The organism is Streptomyces sp. yr375 (genome assembly GCF_900110755.1).
In the GTDB taxonomy this organism is placed as follows: domain Bacteria; phylum Actinomycetota; class Actinomycetes; order Streptomycetales; family Streptomycetaceae; genus Streptomyces.
Window position 1 is genome coordinate 33890 of sequence record NZ_FOFF01000025.1, and the last position, 23120, is coordinate 57009.

19 protein-coding genes are annotated in these 23120 nt (G+C 69.3%); 10 read left to right on the forward strand and 9 right to left on the reverse strand.

The annotated features are described in order from the left end of the window. Positions 1-653: 653 nt before the first annotated feature. Complete coding sequence (gene dnaA / locus BMZ82_RS23695; RefSeq protein WP_093779018.1) at positions 654-2630, reverse strand: chromosomal replication initiator protein DnaA; 1977 nt, start codon at positions 2628-2630, stop codon at positions 654-656. 377 nt (positions 2631-3007) lie between these two features. Between dnaA and rpmH the strand changes: the two genes are divergently transcribed. The 9 genes from rpmH to BMZ82_RS23740 all read left to right on the forward strand — a co-directional run bounded on the left by rpmH (position 3008) and on the right by BMZ82_RS23740 (position 10770). Next, positions 3008-3145: a 50S ribosomal protein L34 gene (rpmH, locus tag BMZ82_RS23700; protein ID WP_006381191.1), complete on the forward strand. Its 138-nt coding sequence runs from the start codon at positions 3008-3010 to the stop codon at positions 3143-3145. Positions 3146-3166: 21 nt separating this feature from the next. Continuing rightward, positions 3167-3538, forward strand: a complete 372-nt coding sequence (rnpA, locus tag BMZ82_RS23705; RefSeq protein ID WP_093779020.1) for a ribonuclease P protein component — start codon at positions 3167-3169, stop codon at positions 3536-3538. Then, the gene (yidD, locus tag BMZ82_RS23710; RefSeq protein WP_093779022.1) at positions 3535-3888 is read left to right on the forward strand and encodes a membrane protein insertion efficiency factor YidD; all 354 of its coding nucleotides are present in this window, start codon (positions 3535-3537) and stop codon (positions 3886-3888) included. Before rnpA ends, yidD begins: the two co-directional genes overlap by 4 nt. 3 nt (positions 3889-3891) lie before the next feature. Continuing rightward, complete coding sequence (yidC, locus tag BMZ82_RS23715; protein WP_093779024.1) at positions 3892-5181, forward strand: membrane protein insertase YidC; 1290 nt, start codon at positions 3892-3894, stop codon at positions 5179-5181. A 15-nt stretch (positions 5182-5196) separates the two neighbouring features. Then, positions 5197-5709, forward strand: a complete 513-nt coding sequence (locus tag BMZ82_RS23720) for a Jag family protein (RefSeq protein ID WP_093779026.1) — start codon at positions 5197-5199, stop codon at positions 5707-5709. Between the two features lie 118 nt (positions 5710-5827). Next, positions 5828-6544: a 16S rRNA (guanine(527)-N(7))-methyltransferase RsmG gene (rsmG, locus tag BMZ82_RS23725; protein WP_093779028.1), complete on the forward strand. Its 717-nt coding sequence runs from the start codon at positions 5828-5830 to the stop codon at positions 6542-6544. A 1108-nt stretch (positions 6545-7652) separates the two neighbouring features. After that, positions 7653-8726, forward strand: a complete 1074-nt coding sequence (locus tag BMZ82_RS23730; protein ID WP_093779030.1) for an AAA family ATPase — start codon at positions 7653-7655, stop codon at positions 8724-8726. Further along, complete coding sequence (locus BMZ82_RS23735; RefSeq protein WP_093779032.1) at positions 8723-9823, forward strand: ParB/RepB/Spo0J family partition protein; 1101 nt, start codon at positions 8723-8725, stop codon at positions 9821-9823. Before BMZ82_RS23730 ends, BMZ82_RS23735 begins: the two co-directional genes overlap by 4 nt. Positions 9824-10152: 329 nt before the next feature. After that, the gene (locus BMZ82_RS23740) at positions 10153-10770 is read left to right on the forward strand and encodes a GNAT family N-acetyltransferase (protein WP_093779034.1); all 618 of its coding nucleotides are present in this window, start codon (positions 10153-10155) and stop codon (positions 10768-10770) included. 97 nt (positions 10771-10867) lie between these two features. Here BMZ82_RS23740 and trxA read toward each other — a convergent pair whose 3' ends face one another. From trxA to BMZ82_RS23775, 7 genes are all read right to left on the reverse strand, one after another. Then, positions 10868-11200: a thioredoxin gene (gene trxA, locus BMZ82_RS23745; RefSeq protein WP_093779036.1), complete on the reverse strand. Its 333-nt coding sequence runs from the start codon at positions 11198-11200 to the stop codon at positions 10868-10870. Positions 11201-11242: 42 nt separating this feature from the next. Beyond that, on the reverse strand, positions 11243-12211 hold the full coding sequence (gene trxB, locus BMZ82_RS23750) for a thioredoxin-disulfide reductase (RefSeq protein ID WP_093779038.1): 969 nt from the start codon (positions 12209-12211) through the stop codon (positions 11243-11245). 204 nt (positions 12212-12415) lie between these two features. After that, the gene (locus tag BMZ82_RS23755; RefSeq protein WP_093779040.1) at positions 12416-13345 is read right to left on the reverse strand and encodes an anti-sigma factor family protein; all 930 of its coding nucleotides are present in this window, start codon (positions 13343-13345) and stop codon (positions 12416-12418) included. Further along, positions 13342-14067 carry an RNA polymerase sigma factor SigM gene (gene sigM, locus BMZ82_RS23760; RefSeq protein WP_093779042.1) on the reverse strand — a complete coding sequence of 242 codons (726 nt, stop codon included), beginning with the start codon at positions 14065-14067 and terminating at the stop codon, positions 13342-13344. The genes BMZ82_RS23755 and sigM overlap by 4 nt, the downstream gene beginning before the upstream one ends. A gap of 27 nt (positions 14068-14094) precedes the next feature. Beyond that, positions 14095-15813, reverse strand: a complete 1719-nt coding sequence (locus tag BMZ82_RS23765; RefSeq protein WP_093779044.1) for a protein kinase family protein — start codon at positions 15811-15813, stop codon at positions 14095-14097. Between the two features lie 137 nt (positions 15814-15950). Next, complete coding sequence (gene murJ, locus BMZ82_RS23770; RefSeq protein WP_093779046.1) at positions 15951-18251, reverse strand: murein biosynthesis integral membrane protein MurJ; 2301 nt, start codon at positions 18249-18251, stop codon at positions 15951-15953. Between the two features lie 44 nt (positions 18252-18295). Further along, entirely contained in the window at positions 18296-20650 is a 2355-nt protein-coding gene (locus BMZ82_RS23775; protein ID WP_093779048.1) for a DUF6049 family protein, read from the reverse strand. Positions 20651-20909: 259 nt separating this feature from the next. Between BMZ82_RS23775 and BMZ82_RS23780 the strand changes: the two genes are divergently transcribed. Beyond that, positions 20910-22376, forward strand: coding sequence for a CCA tRNA nucleotidyltransferase (locus BMZ82_RS23780; RefSeq protein ID WP_093779050.1), 1467 nt, complete (start codon positions 20910-20912; stop codon positions 22374-22376). Positions 22377-22486: 110 nt separating this feature from the next. Here the strand turns inward: BMZ82_RS23780 and BMZ82_RS23785 are convergent, their stop codons facing one another. Next, on the reverse strand, positions 22487-23008 hold the full coding sequence (locus tag BMZ82_RS23785) for an LppU/SCO3897 family protein (RefSeq protein WP_093779052.1): 522 nt from the start codon (positions 23006-23008) through the stop codon (positions 22487-22489). Between the last annotated feature and the right edge of the window lie 112 nt (positions 23009-23120).

A 23120-nucleotide genomic window follows, 5' to 3' on the forward strand; every position in this document is an offset into this window, starting at 1 on the left:
TCTGTGGAGAACAGAAAGTTCTGCACACTCCATGCACAGGGAGGGCCGACTTGTCCCCAGAGTCGTCCCCAGCTTTACCCGTCTTTCCCACAGGCCAACCCGGCAACTTCGTGTGACGCCTTTCACTCGACCCGGTGAGGAGGCGCGTCGGGTTGCCGAACAGTGGACAGACATGTGGAGAAGCCCGGGATCGCTGGGGACAACCGGCCTCAACCTGTGGGTTGCCGGTGGACAACTCCGTGCACAGGGTGTGGATCAATTCTTTGTCCACAGGTTGTGGATAACGTTTGTCCACTAATCCACAGCCTGTTGACCTGGTCTGATGGTCTCTCCCCAAGGCTGCCTGTGGACACAGTCTGGACAACTTCCCAGTCCCCAGGGTGTGGACGGGAAAAAGTCACCGAATCTGTGGAGAGTGGCCGTAACCCGGCCGGTAATCGAACACCGGGTGAGCGGCGGACGACCGTCGCAGGCCGCCGCCGACGCCGGCCGACGCCCGCGGACCCCCTCCGAGGCCGCCGTCGCGGCCGCCATCGACCCCCGTGCCGGGCCCCGGAACGACGAAAAGGCGCCCCCGGATGTCCTCCAGGGGCGCCCTCAGCGACGTACGCGACGCGCTCGTGTGACGCGTTCCGACGCGTACCGGGGTGCCGTCAGCCGTTCTTGATGCGGTTGGTCAGCTCGGTCACCTGGTTGTAGATGGAGCGCCGCTCGGCCATCAGATTGCGGATCTTGCGGTCCGCGTGCATGACCGTCGTGTGGTCGCGGCCGCCGAACAGCGCGCCGATCTTCGGCAGCGACAGGTCCGTCAGCTCGCGGCACAGGTACATGGCGATCTGCCGCGCCGTGACGAGCTGGCGGCCGCGCGAGCTGCCGCACAGGTCCTCGATCGTGAGGCCGAAGTAGTCGGCGGTCGCGCTCATGATGGCCGTCGAGGTGATCTCCGGCGTGGAGTCGTCGCCGCCGGGGATCAGGTCCTTCAGGACGATCTCCGTCAGCCCCAGGTCCACCGGCTGCCGGTTGAGCGACGCGAACGCCGTCACCCGGATCAGCGCGCCCTCCAGCTCACGGATGTTGCGCGAGATCCGCGAGGCGATGAACTCCAGCACCTCCGGCGGGGCGTTGAGCTGCTCCTGCACCGCCTTCTTGCGCAGGATCGCGATCCGCGTCTCCAGCTCGGGCGGCTGGACGTCGGTGATCAGACCCCACTCGAAACGGTTCCGCAGCCGGTCCTCCAGCGTGACCAACTGCTTCGGCGGCCGGTCGCTGGACAGCACGATCTGCTTGTTGGCGTTGTGCAGCGTGTTGAAGGTGTGGAAGAACTCCTCCTGCGTCGACTCCTTGTCCGCGAGGAACTGGATGTCGTCGACGAGCAGGATGTCCATCTCGCGATACCGCTTGCGGAAGCTGTCGCCCTTGCCGTCGCGGATCGAGTTGATGAACTCGTTGGTGAACTCCTCGGAGCTCACGTACCGCACGCGCGTGCCGGGGTAGAGGCTGCGCGCGTAGTGCCCGATGGCGTGCAGCAGGTGCGTCTTGCCGAGGCCCGACTCCCCGTAGATGAACAGCGGGTTGTAGGCCTTCGCGGGCGCCTCGGCGACGGCGACGGCGGCCGCGTGCGCGAACCGGTTGGAGGCGCCGATGACGAAGGTGTCGAAGAGGTACTTCGGGTTCAGCCGCGCGGTCGGCTCACCGGGGCCGGGCTTCGCCGAGGACTGCCCGCCCGCCGACCCGGGACCGCCCGGGCCGCCGCGGTGCGGATGCCCGGGACCGGCCGACGGATCCGACAGGTCACGCCGGCCCCCGTCGCGCTGGTCGTAGTCGGAGCGCGACGCCTCGTACTCCGCGCGCTTCTGCTCGTACGGCGACGGGTCGTAGGGCGGCCGCTCCATCGACTGCGGGCGGTAGTCCTGCGACGGAGGACCGTAGGAGTCCTGCGACGAGGTGCCGTACGGGCCCTGGGAGTTGGGCCCGTAGGAGTCCTGCGACGAAGGCGACGCGTACGGGTCGCGCTCCGGGAAACCGAGCCGCTGCTGCTGCCAGCCGTACTCGTCCTGCTGGGGCCGCGGCCAGCCGCCGGGCTCGGGACGCTGGTACTCCGACGGATACGCCGGCCGCGCGGTGGGCAGCGGGTCCGGGCGCGAGCCGGGGAGCTGGTCGCCGGGCGTCGGGGGCAACTGGTCGGCGCGATGCCGGCCGTACCCCTCGTACTGGCTTTCATACGGCTTGTCGTACTTAGTGTCGTACCGGCCGTCCTGCTGCCCTTCGTACGGGCCGGACGGGCCCGACGGGAGCTCGGGCTCCTCGTAGCGCGACTGCTGTGCGGGGGGCGCCGACGGGGGCGGGGGCTCGCCGACGGAGTCGTCGACGGTGATCGCGATACGGATCGGGCGCCCGCACTCGCGGCTCAGCGTCTCGCTGACGATCGGCGCGAGGCGCCCTTCGAGGACGCCCTTGGCGAATTCGTTCGGTACGGCGAGCAGGGCGGTGTCGGCGACCAGCGCGAGCGGCTGGCAGCGCCGGATCCAGCGCTCGTCCTTCACCTCGACGCCCTGGCCCCGGCCCTCACCGAGGAGCTGTTCCAGTACTCGTGGCCACACTGCGGCAAGATCGGCAGGCACGTCAGCCACAGGGCACGCTCTCTCGTGGGTCCCACGAACGTGTGGTTGTGGGACGGTCGGGATTCATATCGGGTGGGGGCAGGGACAAAGGAACGAATCGGAGTTCAGCCAAGGTAGTCAGGGCGGCCGCTACGGTTCAAGTTGTTGTCCCCAGCCTGTGGACAGTGTCTCCCCGTGACCGCCGGTTTGACCGGATGGCGTAGCCGCGCGTACCGTAACCAGGTCGAGTTGTCGATGGCTGCTGCCGCCTGCCTCCGATGGGCACAGATCGCGTCAGGTGATCGGGAAGCGGTGCACTCGGGCGTTGACCGCGAGCTACCTCGTGGGCGCACGGTGACAGCCAGGACGGCACCCCGCCACCACCGATTGATTTCTGGAGCCCCCGAGTGAGCAAGCGCACCTTCCAGCCGAACAACCGTCGTCGCGCCAAGACCCACGGCTTCCGCCTGCGGATGCGTACCCGTGCCGGTCGCGCGATTCTCGCGAACCGCCGTGGCAAGGGTCGCGCGAGCCTGTCCGCCTGATCCTGATCAGGTCATGACGTCGTGCTGCCTACCGAGCATCGGCTGAGGCGGCGCGAGGACTTCGCGACCGCAGTACGACGGGGCCGTCGGGCCGGACGCCCGACCCTCGTCGTCCATTTTCGAAGCGGTGCCACGGACCCGCACGCGCCTGGGGAGAGCGCTCCCCCGACGCGTGCGGGTTTCGTCGTGAGCAAGGCCGTGGGAGGCGCGGTCGTACGCAACAAGGTGAAGCGCAGACTGCGTCACCTCATGCGCGACCGAGTCACCCTCTTCCCCCCCGGTAGCCTGGTAGTCGTACGGGCGCTGCCCGGGGCGGGCGACGCCGACCACGCACTGCTGGCCCAAGACCTGGATGCCGCCCTACAACGGCTACTGGGAGGGGGCGCGCGATGAAGTACCCGCTGCTGGCTCTGATCAAGCTCTACCAGTGGACGATCAGTCCACTGCTCGGGCCGGTGTGCAAGTACTACCCGTCGTGCTCCCACTACGGCTACACGGCCATCGACCGGCACGGTGCCATCAAGGGAACGGCACTCACTGCCTGGCGCATCCTGCGGTGCAATCCGTGGTCGCCGGGTGGAGTGGATCATGTCCCGCCGCGCAAGCGCCCGCGGTGGCACGAAATGTTGCGTGACGCCTGGCGTGCACGCAGGGGCGGGACCTCCGCCGCCGAAACGGCCACCGGAGCGAATACTCCTTCGAGCCCGGCCGCAGAGACACCGTCCCATGCCCAAGGAGCATGATTAGTGGACACGATTGCCAGCCTCTTCAGCTTCATCACGACACCTGTCTCCTGGGTCATCGTCCAGTTCCACTCGGTGTACGGGGCCATCTTCGGCCCGGACACCGGCTGGGCCTGGGGCCTGTCGATCGTGTCCCTGGTGATCCTGATCCGTATCTGCCTGATCCCGCTCTTCGTGAAGCAGATCAAGTCGACCCGGGCCATGCAGACGCTGCAGCCCGAGATGAAGAAGATCCAGGAGCGCTACAAGAACGACAAGGCGCGCCAGTCCGAAGAGATGATGAAGCTCTACAAGGAGACGGGCACCAACCCGCTCTCCTCGTGCCTTCCCATCCTGGCGCAGTCCCCGTTCTTCTTCGCCCTGTACCACGTGCTCAACGGCATCGCCACGGGCGACAAGATCGGCGTCATCAACGAGCAGTTGCTCGAGAGCGCGCGCAAGGCGCACATCTTCGGCGCTCCGCTGGCCGCGAAGTTCACCGACGGCTCGGCGAAGGTGGAGGCCCTCGGCGCCTCGCTGCTGGACGTCCGGGTGGTCACCGCGATCATGATCGTCCTGATGTCGGCCTCGCAGTTCTTCACGCAGCGCCAACTGATGACGAAGAACGTCGACACCTCGGTGAAGACGCCGTTCATGCAGCAGCAGAAGATGCTGATGTACGTCTTCCCGGTCATGTTCGCCGTCTTCGGCATCAACTTCCCGGTCGGTGTCCTCGTCTACTGGCTCACCACCAACCTGTGGACCATGGGCCAGCAGATGTACGTCATCCGCAACAACCCGACGCCGGGTTCCAAGGCCCAGGCCGCCTACCTGGAGCGCCTGTACAAGCACGTCACGCACAACGGCAAGACGCGTCGGCGCAGCGAGCGGGCCATCATCAAGGCCATCGTCGCCAAGGGCCGTGACCGCAACGACGCCGAGCGCAAGTTCATCACCGGTCTGACCAAGGTGGGCTTCGCCGCCCAGACCGACGGCACCGTGATCAAGAGCGAGGCGCAGGCCGCCGCCCAGGCCGAGGACGGCACGCCGACGAGCACGGCCGCCGCCAAGCGGCAGCAGCCCAAGCGGCAGTCGAAGTCCCAGCGCCATTCCACGGCCCCCAAGGCGGCCGGCGAGCCCACCTCGCTGACCAAGTCCGACGAGCCGGAGGACGCCAAGCCCTCCGGTGCCACGGGTGCCACCGGCGCCGCCCAGCAGGCGTCCGCCAAGCCCGGTGCCGCAGGCCGCAGCAAGGCCCAGTCCGGGCAGCGCAAGGGCGGCCCGCAGCGCCCCAAGTCCCCGTCCAAGAAGTAAGAAGGAGCCCATCCCGTGACGGAAGGCACCACCTCCGCTGCCGACGAGGGTGCAGACACCCTGACCCGCCTGGAGCAGGAGGGCGAGATCGCGGCGGACTACCTCGAGGGTCTGCTGGACATCGCCGACCTCGACGGCGACATCGACATGGACGTCGAGGCCGACCGCGCCGCCGTGTCGATCATCAGCGACGCGGGCACCCGTGACCTGCAGAAGCTGGTCGGCCGGGACGGCGAGGTGCTGGAGGCGCTGCAGGAACTCACGCGCCTGGCCGTGCACCGGGAGACCGGCGACCGCAGCCGCCTGATGCTGGACGTCGACGGCTACCGCGCCAAGAAGCGCGCCGAGCTCTCCGAGCTGGGCGCCAAGGCCGCCACCGACGCGAAGAACAGCGGTGAGCCGGTGAAGCTGCAGCCGATGACGCCCTTCGAGCGCAAGGTCGTCCACGACGCGGTCAAGGCCGCGGGCCTGCGCAGCGAGTCCGAGGGCGAGGAGCCGCAGCGCTTCGTCGTCGTGCTGCCCAACTGATTCGGTACGTACGTATCCCCGGCCCCGTCTGTTGCGCAGACGGGGCCGGTCTTTGTCAGCCTGGTAGTTCTGGTGGTCGGCGCGTCGAGCGCTGATGCGGTACGGAAGGACGGTCCCCGTGACGGAGGCAGCGGAGCTCCCCCCCGCGCCCGAAGTGGCACGTGAGGTATTCGGCGATCGCTTCGGCGATGCGGTCCGTTACGCCGAGCTGCTGGCCGAGGCAGGAGTACAGCGCGGGCTCATCGGCCCACGCGAGGTGCCCCGCCTGTGGGAGAGGCACATCCTGAACTGCGCGGTGCTCTCCGAGGTCGTGCCCGAGGGCGTGACCGTGTGCGACGTCGGCTCGGGCGCCGGTCTGCCCGGCATTCCCCTGGCGCTCGTACGCGAAGACCTCAAGATCACCCTGCTGGAGCCGCTGCTGCGACGCACCAACTTCCTCACCGAGGTCGTCGAGCTCCTCGGTCTGGACCATGTGACGGTCGTGCGGGGTCGTGCCGAGGAGGTCATGGGCACGGTCCAGCCGGTCCATGTGGTGACCGCCCGTGCCGTCGCCCCGCTGGACCGCCTGGCCGCCTGGGGCATCCCGCTGCTGCGCCCCTACGGCGAGATGCTCGCCCTCAAGGGCGACGCCGCCGAGGAGGAGCTGAAGAGCGCCGCCACGGCACTGAGCAAGCTCGGCGCCGTGAGCACGTCGATCCTGCATGTCGGCGAGGGCGTCGTCGACCCGCTGTCCACGGTGGTACGGGTCGAGGTCGGCGAGAGCCCAGGCGGCGTACGCTTCGCCGCCAAGCGAGCCAAGGCCGCCCGGACCGGCCGGGTCCGGCGCCGCCGCTGACCTGCCAGCTCGGCCCGCCGGGCCCGTGCTGAAGGAGGGGCCGAGCAGGGGGAGGAGGAGCCGGGGAGCCGTCCGCGTCACTCCGCGCCGGCGCGGCCCTCCGCCACCAGCACGGGTGCGGGGGCGTGCGACGCGTGGCGACCAGCACGGAGTACAGCCGCCATGCGAGCAGAGCCACGACCACGACGACAGCACCGCAGGTGATCAGCAGTCCGACGGTCCTCCGTTGCTGACGGGCGCGGAGAACCAGGCGGCCATGAGGGGGCCGACCAGTCCGGCGCAGGCCAGGGGCACCAGGACGGACCACAGCGCCGTGCTCCGTTCGCCCGGCCGGGCTCGGCCGTCGTCGACCGCGCGGCGAGCGCCCGGTCCCGGCGCAGGAACGTGGCCGCGGCGGCACACCCTGCGGCCACGGACACCATGCCGATCCCCGCGACTCCGAGAAGCACGATCCAGCGGCCCTGGTCGCGGTTGGGGATGCCAGCAGCAGAGCTGCGGTGACGGGCAGGGCGGCGACGAAGGCGCCAGAAGGGCGGGCCGCCAGGCTTCGGTGCCGTCCTGTCCCGCGGACGCCCCCCCGACGCACCGCCACGATCAGCAGCGCGAAACCGGGCAGAAGCAGCAGGCCTGTCACGGCGGCCAGGAACACCCACTCCGGCTTGTCGTCGGCCCGCCCTGATCCGGGCTCAAGACCCTTGGGGATCCGGCCTGCTGACGGACCGAAACCGGTGACGATCTCGGTCGGCTGCCACGCGCTCAGCTCGGCAGCGGGACGCATATAGGCGAGTGGAGCTCTTCATTCGGCCGTTTTCATTGTGACGTAAGGCACTCGATCGCCCTCGGGCTTGGCTCGGTAGTCGCCTCACTCCACACAAGAAGCCAAACGTACGTATACCGGGGTGTCGCGCAGACGCCGCCCTGACCGCCGGGCATCGTGTTTCACGTGAAACGTCGCTCTCTGCTCCACGGCATCATCAGCCGCGGCCGCGCCGCGGCCGAACCCCGCGACCGCAAGCCCCTCGGTTCACTCGATGAGGGGTCGAAGTTGTCCACAGAGGTGGATTTCTCCACAGAACAACAGGCCTCACTGGTTCACCACCCCGAAGACATGGGAGGCTCTGCTCACTGCGAGCCTGAAGTCGAGGAGAGTGAATCCGTGCGGTCCGACGCCAACATCGCGGGACCGATGACCGATCCGGTCCCCGGTCCCCGTACCGAGTCGTTCGGGGAGGATGTTTCACGTGAAACACCGCCCCCCATGGACGACACTCCGATCGGTCGTGCTGCCCAACTTGCGGTGGAGGCTCTGGGCCGCGCCGGCGAGGGTCTGCCACGCCCTGAGCAGACCCGTGTGATCGTGGTCGCCAACCAGAAGGGCGGGGTGGGCAAGACGACGACGACCGTCAACCTTGCCGCATCCCTGGCCCTGCACGGCAGCCGGGTCCTGGTGGTCGACCTCGACCCGCAGGGCAACGCGTCCACCGCCCTGGGGATCGACCACCACGCCGAGGTTCCGTCCATCTACGACGTGCTGGTCGAAAGCCGGCCCCTCGCTGAAGTCGTTCAGCCGGTCCCCGATGTAGAGGGACTCTTCTGCGCTCCCGCCACGATCGACCTCGCCGGTGCGGAGATCGAGTTGGTGTCCCTGGTGGCACGGGAGAGCCGCCTACAGCGAGCGATCAAGGCCTACGAACAGCCGCTGGACTACATCCTCATCGACTGCCCGCCCTCGCTCGGCCTGCTGACGGTCAACGCGATGGTGGCCGGCGCCGAGGTCCTCATCCCGATCCAGTGCGAGTACTACGCGCTGGAAGGACTGGGGCAGTTGCTGCGCAACGTCGACCTGGTGCGAGGGCACCTCAACCCCGCCCTGCACGTGTCGACCATCCTGCTCACCATGTACGACGGCCGGACGCGCCTCGCGTCACAGGTCGCCGACGAGGTGCGCACCCACTTCGGCGACGAGGTGCTGCGGACGAGCATTCCCCGCTCGGTCCGTATCTCCGAAGCGCCGAGCTACGGGCAGACGGTGCTGACCTACGATCCCGGATCGAGCGGCGCCCTCTCCTACCTTGAGGCAGCACGCGAACTCGCGCTGAAGGGCGTCGACGTCAGCTATGACGCGACGCACGCCCACATCGGCGCCCAGAACAACCGGAACATGGTGGAGGGGATCCAGTGAGTGAGCGACGGAGGGGACTAGGCCGAGGTCTTGGCGCACTGATCCCCGCTGCCCCGACGGAGAAGATGCCGGCGCAGGCCGCGGTGGGCGGCGGGGGATCCACGTCTCCCGCAGCCGTGCCGGTCCTGACGACGGACCGCGGGGTGGCCGCAGCGAAGGTGGCCATGCTGCCGCCTGTTTCACGTGAAACAGAGGAGCCGTCGGCGAACGGCGGCCTGGAGATGCCCGCGTCTCCCATCGGGGCGTTCTTTGCCGAGATCCCCCTGGACCAGATCACGCCGAACCCACGCCAGCCGCGTGATGTCTTCGACGAGGACGCGCTGCACGAGCTGATCACCTCCATCAAGGAGGTCGGCCTTCTCCAGCCGGTCGTCGTGCGCCAGGCTGGCCCCTCGCGCTACGAACTCATCATGGGCGAGCGGCGTTGGCGGGCCTGCCGTGAGGCCGGCCTGGAGGCGATCCCGGCGATCGTGCGGGCCACGGACGACGAGAAGCTGCTTCTGGACGCCCTCCTGGAGAACCTCCACCGGGCCCAGTTGAACCCGCTGGAAGAGGCCGCCGCCTACGACCAGTTGCTGAGGGACTTCAACTGCACGCACGACCAGTTGGCGGACCGCATCGGTCGATCCCGCCCGCAGGTCTCCAACACGCTGCGGTTGCTCAAGCTCTCGCCGGCGGTCCAGCGCCGGGTCGCGGCGGGAGTGCTCTCCGCCGGTCACGCCCGGGCGCTCCTCTCCGTCGACGACTCGGAGGAGCAGGACCGACTGGCTCACCGCATCGTCGCCGAGGGACTCTCGGTGCGGGCCGTCGAGGAGATCGTGACCCTCATGGGCTCGCGTCCGCAGACGGCTCAGCGTGCCAAGGGGCCGCGTGCCGGCGGGCGAGTCTCCCCGGCGCTGACCGACCTCGCGACCCGGCTCTCGGACCGCTTCGAGACGCGGGTGAAGGTCGACCTGGGGCAGAAGAAGGGCAAGATCACCGTCGAGTTCGCGTCCATGGAGGACCTCGAGCGCATCCTCGGCTCGCTCGCTCCCGGTGAGGGCCCGGTCCTGCAGAAGGGCCTCGTCGAGGGCGACACCGAGGAAGCGGACGACTGATCCGCGGGCCCCGGCGGGCCGCCCTGGCCGTGGGAACCCTGTGAGCGAGCCGTGTCCGGTGTGTACCGGAACACGGCTCGCTCTTTGCTTTCAGGCGGTATCGATGGAATCGCATCGTGGATACGATGCGATGAGGCTTTGGCGCATCCACCTGGCAGTACCTCGGAGCGGGAGGCGGGGGCCATGCGAACGATGAGCCGGACCGGACTGGTGAGCGCCGGACTGGGGCTGGGCGCGGTCGGCGGCTTCGTCGGCAGTCTGCTCAGGGAACGGAGCGCTCTGACAGCCGCCCGCGACGCTGTGGGCGAAGGAAGCGAGGAACAGCCTTCATGGGGCGCCGGCTCGTACCGCTCACGCTGGACAACCTTCAGGACCTTCCCAAGCGCTGTAGCTCGTGTGTCTTCTGGGAGCTGGACCCCGTCAGCGGTGCGGCCGCGGTAAAAGCGGGCACGTCCGCCCTGGAGAAGGAGTCCTGGATCTCGGCCGTCCTGCTCGACTGGGGATCATGCGGCCGGGTCGTCTACGTGGACGACGCCCCCGTGGGTTTCGTCCTCTACGCGCCTCCCGCCTACGTCCCCCGCTCGGCGGCGTTTCCCACGAGCCCTGTGTCGCCGGACGGGGTGCAGTTGATGACCGCGTTCATCATGCCGGGCTACCAGGGGCAGGGACTTGGCCGTGTGATGGTCCAGACGGTCGCCAAGGATCTGCTGCGGCGGGGCTTCAGGGCGATCGAGGCGTTCGGCGATGCCCGTTGGAAGGAACCGGCCTGCGTGCTCCCGGCCGATCACTTGCTGGCGGTGGGCTTCAAGACGGTGCGTCCCCATCCCGTCCATCCACGGCTGAGGCTGGAGCTGCGGACCACGCTCTCCTGGAAGGAAGACGTGGAGTTGGCGCTCGACCGGTTGCTGGGCGCGGTCCAGAAGGAGCCCGCGCTGCGGCCGCTGTAACGGGTTCGGGAACATGAAGGGGGCCGACCCGTGCGGGCCGGCCCCCTTCATGTTTCACGTGAAACATCGTCAGCCGTCGGCGGGACGGCTCAGCGCGTCACTCGGAGATGAAGGTCTCCAGGTCGCGGACGAGCGCGGCCTTCGGCTTGGCACCGACGATGGTCTTCGCGACCTCGCCGCCCTGGTACACGTTCAGGGTCGGGATCGACATGACGCCGTACCTGGCGGCCGTGCCCGGGTTCTCGTCGATGTTGAGCTTGACGATCTCGATCTTGTCGCCGTGCTCGGCAGCGATGGCCTCGAGCGAGGGGGCGATCTGGCGGCAAGGGCCGCACCACTCGGCCCAGAAGTCCACCAGGACGGGCTTGTCGCTCTTGAGGACGACCTCGTCGAAGTCGTCGTCGGTCACATTTTTCAGGGTGCCGGCCACAGGGGCTCCTTAATTCAGTTCCTTGTGCGGGGCGGGAGAGGGTCAGACGGAGGTCTTCTCGGGCTCGGCCTGCTCCTCGTCCGCCAGAGCGGCGAGGTAGCGCTCGGCGTCGAGAGCGGAGGAGCAGCCGGTACCGGCGGCGGTGATCGCCTGGCGGTAGGTGTGGTCGACCACGTCACCGGCGGCGAAGACACCGGTCACGTTCGTCCGGGTGGAGGGGGCGGCGACCTTGAGGTAGCCCTCCTCGTCGAGGTCGAGCTGGCCCTTGAAGAGCTCGGTGCGCGGGTCGTGGCCGATGGCGATGAACAGGCCGGTCACCGGCAGGTCGGAGAGCTCGCTGGTCTTGAGGTTGCGCAGCTTCAGCCCGGCCAGCTTCTGGTCGCCCTGGACCTCGGCGATTTCGCTGTCCCAGACGAACTTGATCTTCGGGTCGGCGAAGGCACGCTCCTGCATCGCCTTGGAGGCGCGCAGGGTGTCCCGGCGGTGGACGATCGTCACGGACTTGGCGAACCGCGAGAGGAAGGTGGCCTCCTCCATCGCGGTGTCGCCGCCGCCGATCACGGCGATGTCCTGGTCCTTGAAGAAGAAGCCGTCACAGGTGGCGCACCAGGAGACGCCGCGGCCGGAGAGGGCGTCCTCGTTCGGCAGACCCAGCTTGCGGTGCTGGGAGCCGGTCGTCACGATGACGGCCTTCGCGCGGTGGACCGTACCGGCGGTGTCCGTGACGGTCTTGATCTCACCGGTGAGGTCGACGGAGACGATGTCGTCCGGGATGAGCTCGGCACCGAAGCGCTCGGCCTGGGCACGCATGTTGTCCATGAGCTCGGGGCCCATGATGCCGTCCTGGAAGCCGGGGAAGTTCTCCACCTCGGTGGTGTTCATCAGTGCACCGCCCGCGGTGACGGCCCCTTCGAACACGAGCGGCTTCAGCGACGCGCGCGCGGTGTACAGCGCCGCGGTGTAGCCGGCGGGCCCGGAGCCGATGATGATCACGTTACGGACGTCGCTCACGGCTTTGTTCCTCGTCTCTGGACTGCATCGGTCGACCGGGGTGGGAGCTGCTTGGACTCTCACCCCACCCAACGGATCCTAAGGGGCGTGCATTCCCGCTGTGTCCGGGCACACGAAGGGACGACATCGAGGGGGTTGCGCGGGGGTACGGACGCAGGAACGAGGCGAGGCGTCGGCTGTCAGCGATCGTGTCAGCGACGTGTGTCAGCGACGTGTGTAGGAGCGCGTCAGCAGAACCTTGGCGGGGGCCGACGACGGGTGATCCACACAGGCCTTGTCCATGATGTAGACGTCGACCTGGGTGCTGTCGGAGGCATCGGGCAGCACGACCAGCAGGGCGCCTGTCCCCTTGTACCTGCCCTCCTCGGTGGCGAGAGCCGTGTCGCTGCGACCGATGCCCTGCTGTACACAGGGGGGCACCACGGGCTGCCGGAGGATCTGGGGAGACTTGCTGCCCGGCTCTTCCTGAATGCCCATGCTCTCCGCGGAACGGGAGCCGCTGGACTTGGCCAGGAGATCGGTGACCTGTGCCTCCAGCTTGCTCGCGGAGAAGGTGTCCGGCCCGGTGGACTGATGCGTCGCAGTGGTCGGTCCCCCGCTGCCGCCCGTGAGCGACGACACGAGGACGGAACCGAGCCCCAGCGCAGCGGCTGTGAAGACCGCACCGAGGACGGCGACCCTACGGCGTCCCATGCGCTTGCGGTCCTTGCGATCCCTGCCGTCCTTGCGGCCCGGACCGGTGGACGCGGCGCGGGCGCGCCCTGCGGGTCGGTCCGTCGCCGTCGTTGTTTCACGTGAAACATGGAGCGTGTCGGCGTCGGAGTCGGCCGCGACGGCGTTGGTGTCGGTCTCCGGAGCGCTCTCGCTCTCCGGGGGCGTGGCGTTCAGCAGGGCCTCGGCGGCGAGTGCGGCATCGATGCGGTGGGCGACGTCGTCCGGCATGCGGGGCGGTCCGGGGAGAGCGCCCAGAAGGCCGCGGATCTCCTCCAGGGAGGCATGGACGTCCGCGCAGAGTTCGCAGGTGTCCAGGTGCCGGCATACATCGGCGCTCCGTGAGGGAGTGAGCAGGCCCTCGGTGAGGTCGGAGATCTCCGCGACGTCCGGGTGCCCGGTCGTGTCCGTCGTCGATGTCACGCTCGCCCACCTCCGCCCTTCACAGAAGCTGAATCGCCTGTCCCGGCGTTGTCCGGCCCCTCGCCACGAGGGTCCGCTGCCGGTGGGACGGATGTCCCCTGCGCCCGGTTCCGTCCTGCGCCGCTTTCTCTCGTGCCGGTGGTGCCGTCCGGCCGGAGATGGGTGAGCAGCGGCAGGAGTCTGGCTCTGCCCCGGGCACAGCGGCTCTTCACCGTCCCGGTCGGTACGTCGAGCACACGGGCGGCCTCGGCGACCGGGTAGCCCTGCATGTCCACGAGGACCAGGGCGGCCCGCTGGTCGGGCGGGAGGGTACCGAGCGCTTCGATGAGCTGGCGGTGCAGGTCGTTGCGCTCCGCGGGAGCCGCCGCCGACTCGTGCGGCTCGAGCAACTGCTCCAGCCGCTCGGTGTCGTCGACCGGGGACGTCTTGCGGGAAGCCGCCTTACGGGCGCGGTCCAGACAGGCGTTCACCGTGATGCGGTGCAGCCAGGTCGTGACGGCGGACTGGCCGCGGAAGGTGTGGGCGGCCCGGTAGGCGGACACCAGGGCGTCCTGGACGGCGTCAGCGGCCTCCTCGCGGTCTCCCAGCGTGCGCAGCGCCACCGCCCAGAGCCGGTCACGGTGCCGCCGCACGACCTCGCTGAAGGCCTCGGGGTCGCCCTCGACATGGCGAGTGAGGAGGTCCTGGTCGCTCACTCCGTCATATCCGGCGCCTTCCGCCATCGGACCCCCTCCCCCTCCGGTGAGACGTCAGCCCGTGAACTTCACGTCGGTGATGGCCTGCTTGTAGCCGGCGCCGCTGTACGCGTCCTGCCCTGAGCGCGGCGCTGCGGTGATCCATACGAGAACGTACCGCGTCTTCACCGGAGCCTTGGCGGAGATCTTCAGCTCCACCCCTGACGTCCGGGCGTCGGCGATCTTCGTCATGGAGCTGAGGGAAGCCGACGACGAGAGCGAATCGGCCGCGTACAGGGTCGCCGCCGTGTAGCTGCCGCCGTAGTGAAGCCCTATCGAGGCGGCCGAAACGCTCTGCTCGGAGCCCAGGTCGTAGACGATGCCCACGCCCTTCTTGAAAGGCGCGAGCACGGGCCCGTCGTCGAAGGAGCGCGTCCGCCAGTACGTGGAGCTGTCACCGTCGTAGGTGAGCTTCGCGTCGTCGGCGTGCTGGGGGGTGCCGTCCGGGTAGTACTCGGCGGCGTCCTGGACCTTGAGCGTCTTGACCGGCTTCGGTGTGGCGCTGTTCTTGTCGCCGTCGTCCGTCGTCTGGGTCTGGTTGGAGTCGTTGGACCCGCTCTGGTCCATCAGGGCGTCCGCGAGCTGCCAGCTCCCCAGACCGAGGGCGGCGATGAGGAGGGCGGAGACCGCCCACTTCAGGGCCTTGCCGGTGCGGCTCTGCAACGGGGGTGGCGGGGCCGGGACGGGCTGGGTGGCGCCCGGGTGCGGTGACGGGCGGCCGTAGGTGCCCTGTTGGTACGTCGTGCGCTGGTACTCCGGCGGCGCGGTGAACGCGGGCTCCGGCGGGCGGATGCGGGGCATCTCGCCGATCGCCTTCACCAGCTCCTCCGGAGTGGTGCAGGCGGCCTCGTGCCGGGAGGCGGTCGCGCCGTCGTTGGCGAGAGCGCGCATGGCCAGCTCGGACAGGCCCCGGTGGATGCCGGCGCGCACCTGGTCGGGGGCGATCAGCCCGATGTCCTTGGGCAGCCCGGACAGGCCGTGCGCGTCGTTCTCGTACGGCCAGCGCTGGGTGAGCGCCGCGTACAGCAGGGCGCCGATCGCCTCGGTGTCGGTGCGCTGCGGGGTGTCGGTGACGATGCCGCGCAGCGCGGCGTTCACGGCGAGGCCGCGGATGCGCCACTGGCCCGAGGAAGTACGCAGTACGGCATTGGGGTTCAGGCGCAGATGCGACAGGCCTTCGCGATGCGCGGCGGCCATGGCGGACGCGATCTGACTGACCATCTGGTAGGCGTCGTGCGGCTCCATCGGACCGGCCGCGAGCAACGCGGTCAGCTCGGTGGCGTCGGGCAGCCACTCGTGGACGACGTAGACGAGGTCGTTCTCCTCGACGGCGTCCAGCACTTGGACGAAGCGGGGATCGCCGAGCAGGGCGGAGGAACGGGCCGCGGCCAGCACCGAACGGGCCCGTGTGTGGTCCGCGGGCAGGATGTGGACGCCCACGGCACGACGGAGTTTCTCGTCGACCGCACGCCAACTGCTGAAGCCGTCCAGACGGGTGACGCACTCTTCGAGGCGATAGCGTCTGGCGAGCTTGTGACCGCTGTGCAGTTCCGGCGGTGAGGCCTTCTTCCCGGGACGCTCCGCCGCGCCGCTCCCCTGTGCCTCGTCGCTGTCCGTGTCCTGCTCCCGGTTCGTGACCACCCCGTCGGCCGTGGACTGGTCCGCTTGTGCGGTCAGCGGTTCGTCACCGCTGTTGTCTGCCACGTCGACGGCCGCCGTGCTCCGTTCCGCCACCGTCGTCCTGCCTCCCCATCCAGTGCGCGCCGTTCGACCTCGTGCGCGCCGTCCGACGCCGAACCCAATTGTGCCCACAGTCCGCCGCTATGCACGACACGCGGCAGCAGACGATGGTTGTGCGCTCGCCCCCCGAATCAGCGACCCAGGCGTCCGCGGACCATGCCGACGAGCGAGTTGAGCTCCTCGATGCGCATGCGGCGGGCGGCGACGAAGAAGATACCGAGAAGAAGGGCCCCGCCGGCCAGCAGGGCGGCGGAAGAACCGAGGACACCCTGGCCCAGGCTGTGGCCGATGCCGTAACAGGCGGCCCCACTGACCAACGCGGCCGGTACGGAGGCGATGCACAGCCGCGCGTACGTCCGCAGGACGTGGGAGCCGTCCAGATCGCCGCCGAGCCGCTTGCGCAGCCGGTTCCAGGCGACGCCGACGCCGATCGCGTACGCCAGCCCATAGGCGGCCGCCATGCCCACCACGGCCCAGCGGGCGGGCAGGACGAAGTAGCAGACCGCCGAGGCGCTCGCGTTGACCGCGGCCACGATGACCGTGTTGTAGAACGGCGTCCGGGTGTCCTCGTAGGCGTAGAAGGCGCGCAGGACGACGTACTGCACGGAGTAGGGGATCAGGCCGAGGCCGAAGGCCATCAGCATGAAGCCCATGTTCGTGGCCTCGCTGGTGCCGGAGGAGCCGAAGATCAGCGTGCACATCGGGATGCCCAGCGCGAGGAGGCCGAAGGCGATCGGCACGATCGCGACGGCCGTGGTGCGCAGGCCCTGCGAGATGTCGTCGCGGACCGCACCGGCGTCGCCCTCGGCCGCCGAGCGGGAGATACGGGGCAGCAGCGCGGCCATCAGCGAGACGGTGATGATGGCCTGCGGCAGGCCCCAGATGAGCTGGGCGTTGGCGTAGGCGGAGAAGCCGGTGCCGTCGACCGGCGATGCCTTGCCGGCCGACGTGGAGAGCTGGGTGACGACGAGCGCGCCGGCCTGGTTGGCCAGCACGAACAGGACGGTCCACTTGGCGAGCGTCGCCGCCTTGCCGAGGCCGTGGCCCTTCCAGTCGAAGCGCAGCCGCAGCCGGAACCCGGTCTCGCGCAGGTAAGGGATCATCGCGAGGGCCTGCACGACCAGGCCGAGCAGGACTCCGATGCCGAGGAGCCGCTCGCCCTCCGGCGGGATGGTCGTGACCTTCATGCCGGAGTCGGCGGCGGTGCCGTAGACCCAGATGAACATGCCCAGCGTCACGATGATGACGATGTTGTTGAGGACCGGCGTCCACATCATCGCGCCGAACTTCCCGCGCGCGTTGAGGATCTGGCCCATCACCACGTGGACGCCCATGAAGAAGATCGAGGGCAGGAAGTAGCGGACGAAGGTGATGCCGACCTCGTTGGCCGCCGGGTCGCTGGCGACCGAGTCGGACAGCGCCCGGATCAGCAGCGGGGCCGCGGCGATCGCGGCGACCGTGAGCAGGCCCAGCGCCACCATGACCAGCGTCAGCAGCCGGTTGGCGTACGCCTCGCCGCCGTCCTCGTCCTCTTTCATGGCCCGCACGAGCTGCGGCACGAAGACGGAGTTGAGGCCGCCGCCGACGGTCAGGATGTAGATCATCGTCGGCAGTTGGTAGGCGACCTGGAAGGTGTCGCCGAGCAGGCCGACGCCCAGCGCCGAGACGATCAGCGCGGAGCGGACGAAGCCGGTGAGGCGGGAGACCATCGTGCCCGCCGCCATGACGGCGCTCGACTTCAGCAGGCCCCCGGCGCGTCCGCCCTTTTTCGGGGCGGCCGTGGGGGCGGCGGCCGGGGCGGGAGCCGCGGCCGGCGTGGCGGTGAGGTTCATGGTCTGGTCCGCCGCGGGCGACGGGGCCTTCGGACCCTGGAGCTGCGCCGCCTGGAACTGCGACGCCGCTCCCGGACCGCCCGGCTCCTGCGCCGGTCCCGGCACCGCCGGGGGCTCCGCAGGGCCGCGGGCGCCGCTCTGCTGCTGGTCGCGGAAGAGATGGGCGAAGGCGTCGGGCTGGTGCTGCTCCTCACCGGAGTGCGTCACCAGGTCGTCCACGCCCACGAACTGGGTCGTGCGCGGGTCGTCGCCGTACGGCAGGTACTGGGTGGGGCCCTCCGGCTCGGGCGCCGGAGTCTGCGCCCACACATGCGGGTCGGGGGCGTACGGGGACTGCGGGGGCCGGCCGTACAGCGGCTGCTGCGGCTCGTACGTGCCAGGGGGCGGCGGGGGGTGCGCGGCGCGGTCGTAGAGCGCCTCGGCGACCGGGTCCTGCGCCGTGAGGTCCTGGGCCCGGTAGGGGTCCTGGTCGTAGGCGTCCTGGAGGTACATGTCCGCGGGGTGCTGCGGCGGCACCTGGCCGGGCTCGGGCGGCGGGCCCTCGGGGTGGCCCGAGCCGCCCGCGGCCTGGCCGCGGTCACCGTCGTACGGCGCGTTCATGGTTACCCCACCTCATCGTCCCGGGCCCACCGGCCACGACATCCTCAACGGTCCACTCTCTCACCCGTGGCGGACGGGTCGGCGCTTTCCTTTGCGGTGTCCGGTGTCTCGTCACTCGGCTGCTCCGGGTCGTCTGCCCCGGCTCGGGCGTCGGATTCTTCCTCGTCATGGTCCTCGGCGGACTCACCGTCCGCCCCGGACTCCTCGGCCTGGCGGGCCGCGGCACGCTTGCGCTGGGTGTACATACGGAAGCCTGCCAGCACGAGCAGCAGAACACCGCCGCCGATGACCAGCATCACGGTGGCCGTGATCTCGGTGACCCGCACATCGAACCTGACCGGCGCGCCGTACTTCTGGCCGTCCTCGGTGAACAACTGGGCGACCACCGTCGTCTGACCGTTCACGTTGGCGGAGGTGGTGAACTTCACCGTCGTGGTGTGCCCGCCGGAGACCGTGATCCGCTGCTCCGCGTAGTCCTCGCCGGAGATCTCCAGACGGGTCGGGTTCGTCGAGGTGAGCCGCAGCACCAGGTGGTCGACGCCCTGCACCAGGTTGTTCTGCACGGTCACCGGGATCGTGGCGCTGCGCCCGGAGAGCTTGGTCTCCGACTTGTCGATCAGCTTGACCTGGCCGGTCAGGCTGTCGAGGTAGGCCTGCACGCCCTGGCGGAAGGTGCTCGCGGCGGTGCTGCGGCCCCGCCACGACGTGGACATCTCACGGTTTATGGCCCGGCCGAAGGGGGTCACCACCCGGGCCTCGTTGGTGAGGATCACCTTGAAGTTGTCGAGGTTGTCCTGCGTGTCCGCGATCTGCTCGAAGGCCGACCGGGACAGCTCCTGCTTGCGCAGCGAGGACGGGTACGCCGCCTTCGACGACACGTTCGTGTCGGCACGCGGATCGGGCTTGGCCTTGGCGGTCGCCGCGAGCTGTTGGGACTGCGACCAGGTGCCGCCCTGGAGCGTCGTGACGGCCTCCGCGAGCGACCGCGCCTGGCTCGCCGTCGGCATCCGCTGCGGGGCGACGACGATGCTGCGCTGCTTGTCCGTCTGCAGGTTCAGCGCCAGGCTCTGCGCGAGGAACTCCTGCACGGCGAGCGTAGACGCGGACGCCTTCGTCAGATCGCCCTGGAACGTCGTCGACAGCCGCGCGTCCGCGACGACCGCGGTGGTGCCGCCGCCGATGGGCCGGGCCGCCGACGGGGAGTAGGTGAGATCGCCGCTCTCGGTCAGGCTGTCGCTGCGCGCGATCACCTTGTCGGCGCCGGCGGAGGTGGCGACCTTGACGATCGACGGGTCGACGGCGCCGTCCACCGGCCACGCGAAGTCGGTGCTCGGCGTCACATGGAGCACCGTCTCCACCGTGGTGGCGGCGACGTCGGTGGCCGCCTTGAGCTGGCTCAGCGAGCCGGCGACGCCGGTGCCGTTGTGGGCGAGGGCGGCCAGGTCGGGATCGGCGAAGGGCAGCGCGACGACCTCCTTGCCGATCACCGCGTCCTGCAGATCGTCGAGCCACTGCTTGGCGATCGCCTGGTGGGTGCCGGCGGTGGTGGTGTCGCCGTCGCCGCGGACCCGGTAGCTGCCGGTCATGGCGTCCACCGAGGCCAGCAGGTCCGGGTCGATCACCCAGGTGACGTCGAGTTCCTTGCCCAGGGTCAGGAGCTGGTCGAGGCGGCCGCCGGGAGCGATCTCCGAGGCCAGGTCGTCGTTGAGGAAGACCGGAGTCTGCTGCGCGTTCGAACCCGTCTCCGCCGTCATGTGCACGGTGGACACCAGCGGCCACAGCACGGTCGTCCGGGTCCGGGCGTCCGCCTCGTCGGGCTGCCATGGCAGGAAGGTCCGCTGGATGCCCAGTACCCGCTCCCACGGCTGTGCGGACGTCTCGCCCGAGAGGGCGACACCGACCGGGTAGACCCCGCCGCCGCCGAGGTCGAGCTTGTCGACCGGTACGGAGATGCTGAAGTGCTCGGCCACACCCGGCGTGAGCTTGGCGAACTTGGCGACGTACGGGCCGCCCACCTCGGAGCCGTCGCTGCCCGCGAGGGCGTCCGGCTGCTTGGCGGCCCGGTCGATCGCCGAGCGGGTGGCGAGCGCGGCGCCCACCTGCAGGCCCACGTGGGCGCCGGTGACCGCCCGCTTGCCGTTGTTGGTGACCGTGCCGGAGACGGTCAGGGTGTCCCCGTCGGTGGGGGCGGCGGGGGTCAGCGAGTCGACGGCGACGGCGACCGTGCCCGTGTCGGACGCCGCCTTCGCGGAGGTCTGGCCGACGGCCTGCGCGGAGGTGCCGGGCAACTGGAGGAGACCGGCCAGCAGAGGCGCCCCGGCGAGCAGTGCGCCGGTACGCCGCAGCCACCGGCGGGCAGGTGAGGGACTCATCCCCGGAAAGTCTGCCGCCTCGGCCACGCGTTCGCCCGTCCCTCGTCGTCGTCAGTGGTCGTCGGAATGTGCGTCCACGCATGGTAACGATGCGCGCCGAGGGGAAGTGCCGCGGTCTGCTCCACAAGATCGTGAGAGACGGCCGGGACGCCCGCTATGTGCGCGTATAGAAAGGAGTACCTGTGTAGGCAGGTAAGCAGCGGGCTTGCCTGCCTATCAGGGGAGATGTCCTTCCGCCCGGAATCGGGGCGACCCCGGTCGGCCGGGCCACGTACCCTCTTCTGTTGTGCCGAACGCCAACAAAGACAATCTCAATGTCCTGAGCCAGGTGCAGCACCGTGCGGTGAGTGAACTGCTACGGGTCGCCCCTGTCGCCGACGACCTCGCCCGCCGTTTCCAGGAGGCCGGGTTCTCTCTCGCCCTGGTCGGCGGCTCGGTCCGGGACGCGCTGCTCGGCCGGCTCGGCAACGACCTGGACTTCACCACGGACGCCCGGCCCGAGGACGTCCTGAAGATCGTGCGGCCATGGGCGGACGCCGTCTGGGAGGTCGGGATCGCCTTCGGCACCGTCGGAGCCCAGAAGGACGCCCGCGTCGGAGACGTGGACCGAAGCTTTCAGATCGAGGTGACGACGTACCGTTCCGAGGCGTACGACCGCACCTCGCGCAAGCCTGAGGTGTCCTACGGCGACTCCATCGAGCAGGACCTCGTCCGGCGTGACTTCACCGTGAACGCTATGGCCGTGGCGCTTCCCGAGAAGGAGTTCATCGACCCGCACGGCGGCCTCGAAGACCTCACGGCACGGGTGCTGCGCACCCCGGGTACGCCCGAGGAGTCCTTCTCGGACGACCCGCTGCGCATGATGCGCGCCGCCCGCTTCGCCGCCCAGCTCGACTTCGAGGTTGCCCCCGAGGTCGTCTCGGCGATGGACGACATGGCCGGCCGCATCGAGATCGTCTCGGCCGAGCGGGTCAGGGACGAGCTGAACAAGCTGATCCTGTCCGCGTACCCGCGCAAGGGGCTGTCGCTGCTGGTCGACACCGGCATCGCCGACCATGTGCTGCCCGAGCTGCCCGCCCTGCGGCTGGAGAGCGACGAGCACCACCGGCACAAGGACGTCTACGAGCACACGCTGATCGTCCTGGAGCAGGCGATGGCGCTGGAGGAGAACGGTCCCGACCTCGTCCTGCGGCTCGCCGCGCTGCTGCACGACATCGGCAAGCCGCGGACCCGCCGCTTCGAGAACGACGGCCGCGTCTCGTTCCACCACCACGAGGTGGTCGGAGCGAAGATGACGAAGAAGCGGATGACGGCTCTGAAGTACTCCAACGAGCTGGTGAAGGACGTCTCCCGTCTGGTCGAACTCCACCTGCGCTTCCACGGCTACGGCATGGGCGAGTGGACGGACTCCGCCGTGCGCCGCTATGTGCGTGACGCGGGACCGCTCCTCGAACGCCTCCACAAGCTGACCCGCTCGGACTGCACGACGCGGAACAAGCGCAAGGCGGTCGCGCTCTCGCGGGCGTACGACGGGCTGGAGGAGCGCATCACCCAGCTCAAGAAGCAGGAGACGCTGGACGCGATCCGTCCCGACCTCGACGGCAACCAGATCATGGAGATCCTGGGCGTCGGCCCCGGACCCGCCATCGGCAAGGCGTACAAGCACCTGCTGGAACTGCGCCTGGAGAACGGCCCGATGGAGTACGACGCGGCGGTGGACGCACTCAAGGAGTGGTGGACCCAGCAGGACTGAGGCGGTGGAACGGGTCATGTTTCACGTGAAACATGACCTCGGCGGCACGGCATGCGGACATGCGAAGGGGCGGTGTTTCACGTGAAACACCGCCCCTGTCCTCGACTGCCTTACTTCTTCGTGTAGTCCTTCAGGCAGAGCAGGAAGTTATCGCCGTCACCGCTCTGGGTGTACGAGTACTGGAAGTCCTTGGCCTTCTCGTCGCACTTGCTGTCGGCCGTGAGCTGCGTGTACGTGCCCTCGATCTTCGCCAGCACGATGAACTGCGCCTGCGAGGAGTCGCACTTGACGACCTCGAGGTCGGGGTTGTCGTCGCTGCTGCTGCCCCGGTGCATGCAATTGCCGACCGCCGCAGTGTTGGCGTCGTCCTGGCTGGATATGAAGGCGGCGATGCCTCCACCGATCACAGCGATGACGACGACGATGTTCTTGATCAGCTTGAAGCTGACCTTGCGGCGGGGCTGCTCCGGCGGAACCGCACCGTAGGGGGCGGCCGGGTATCCGGGCTGGCCGGGCTGGGGGTAGCCGCCCTGCGGCGGGTACGGGGCCTGGCCCTGGGGCTGGCCGTAGGGCTGCTGGCCCTGCTGCGCGAACGGGTTCTGGCCCTGGCCCTGGGGCGGCGGAGTCGACACTTGGGATCCCCCTAGAAAACTTAGACGTGTGGCGCGAAATCACTCGCGAGGTAAGACGCACGTAAGTTACCGGGAGCCACTGACAACCCTGAAGTCGAGGGGGAGTCTGTGT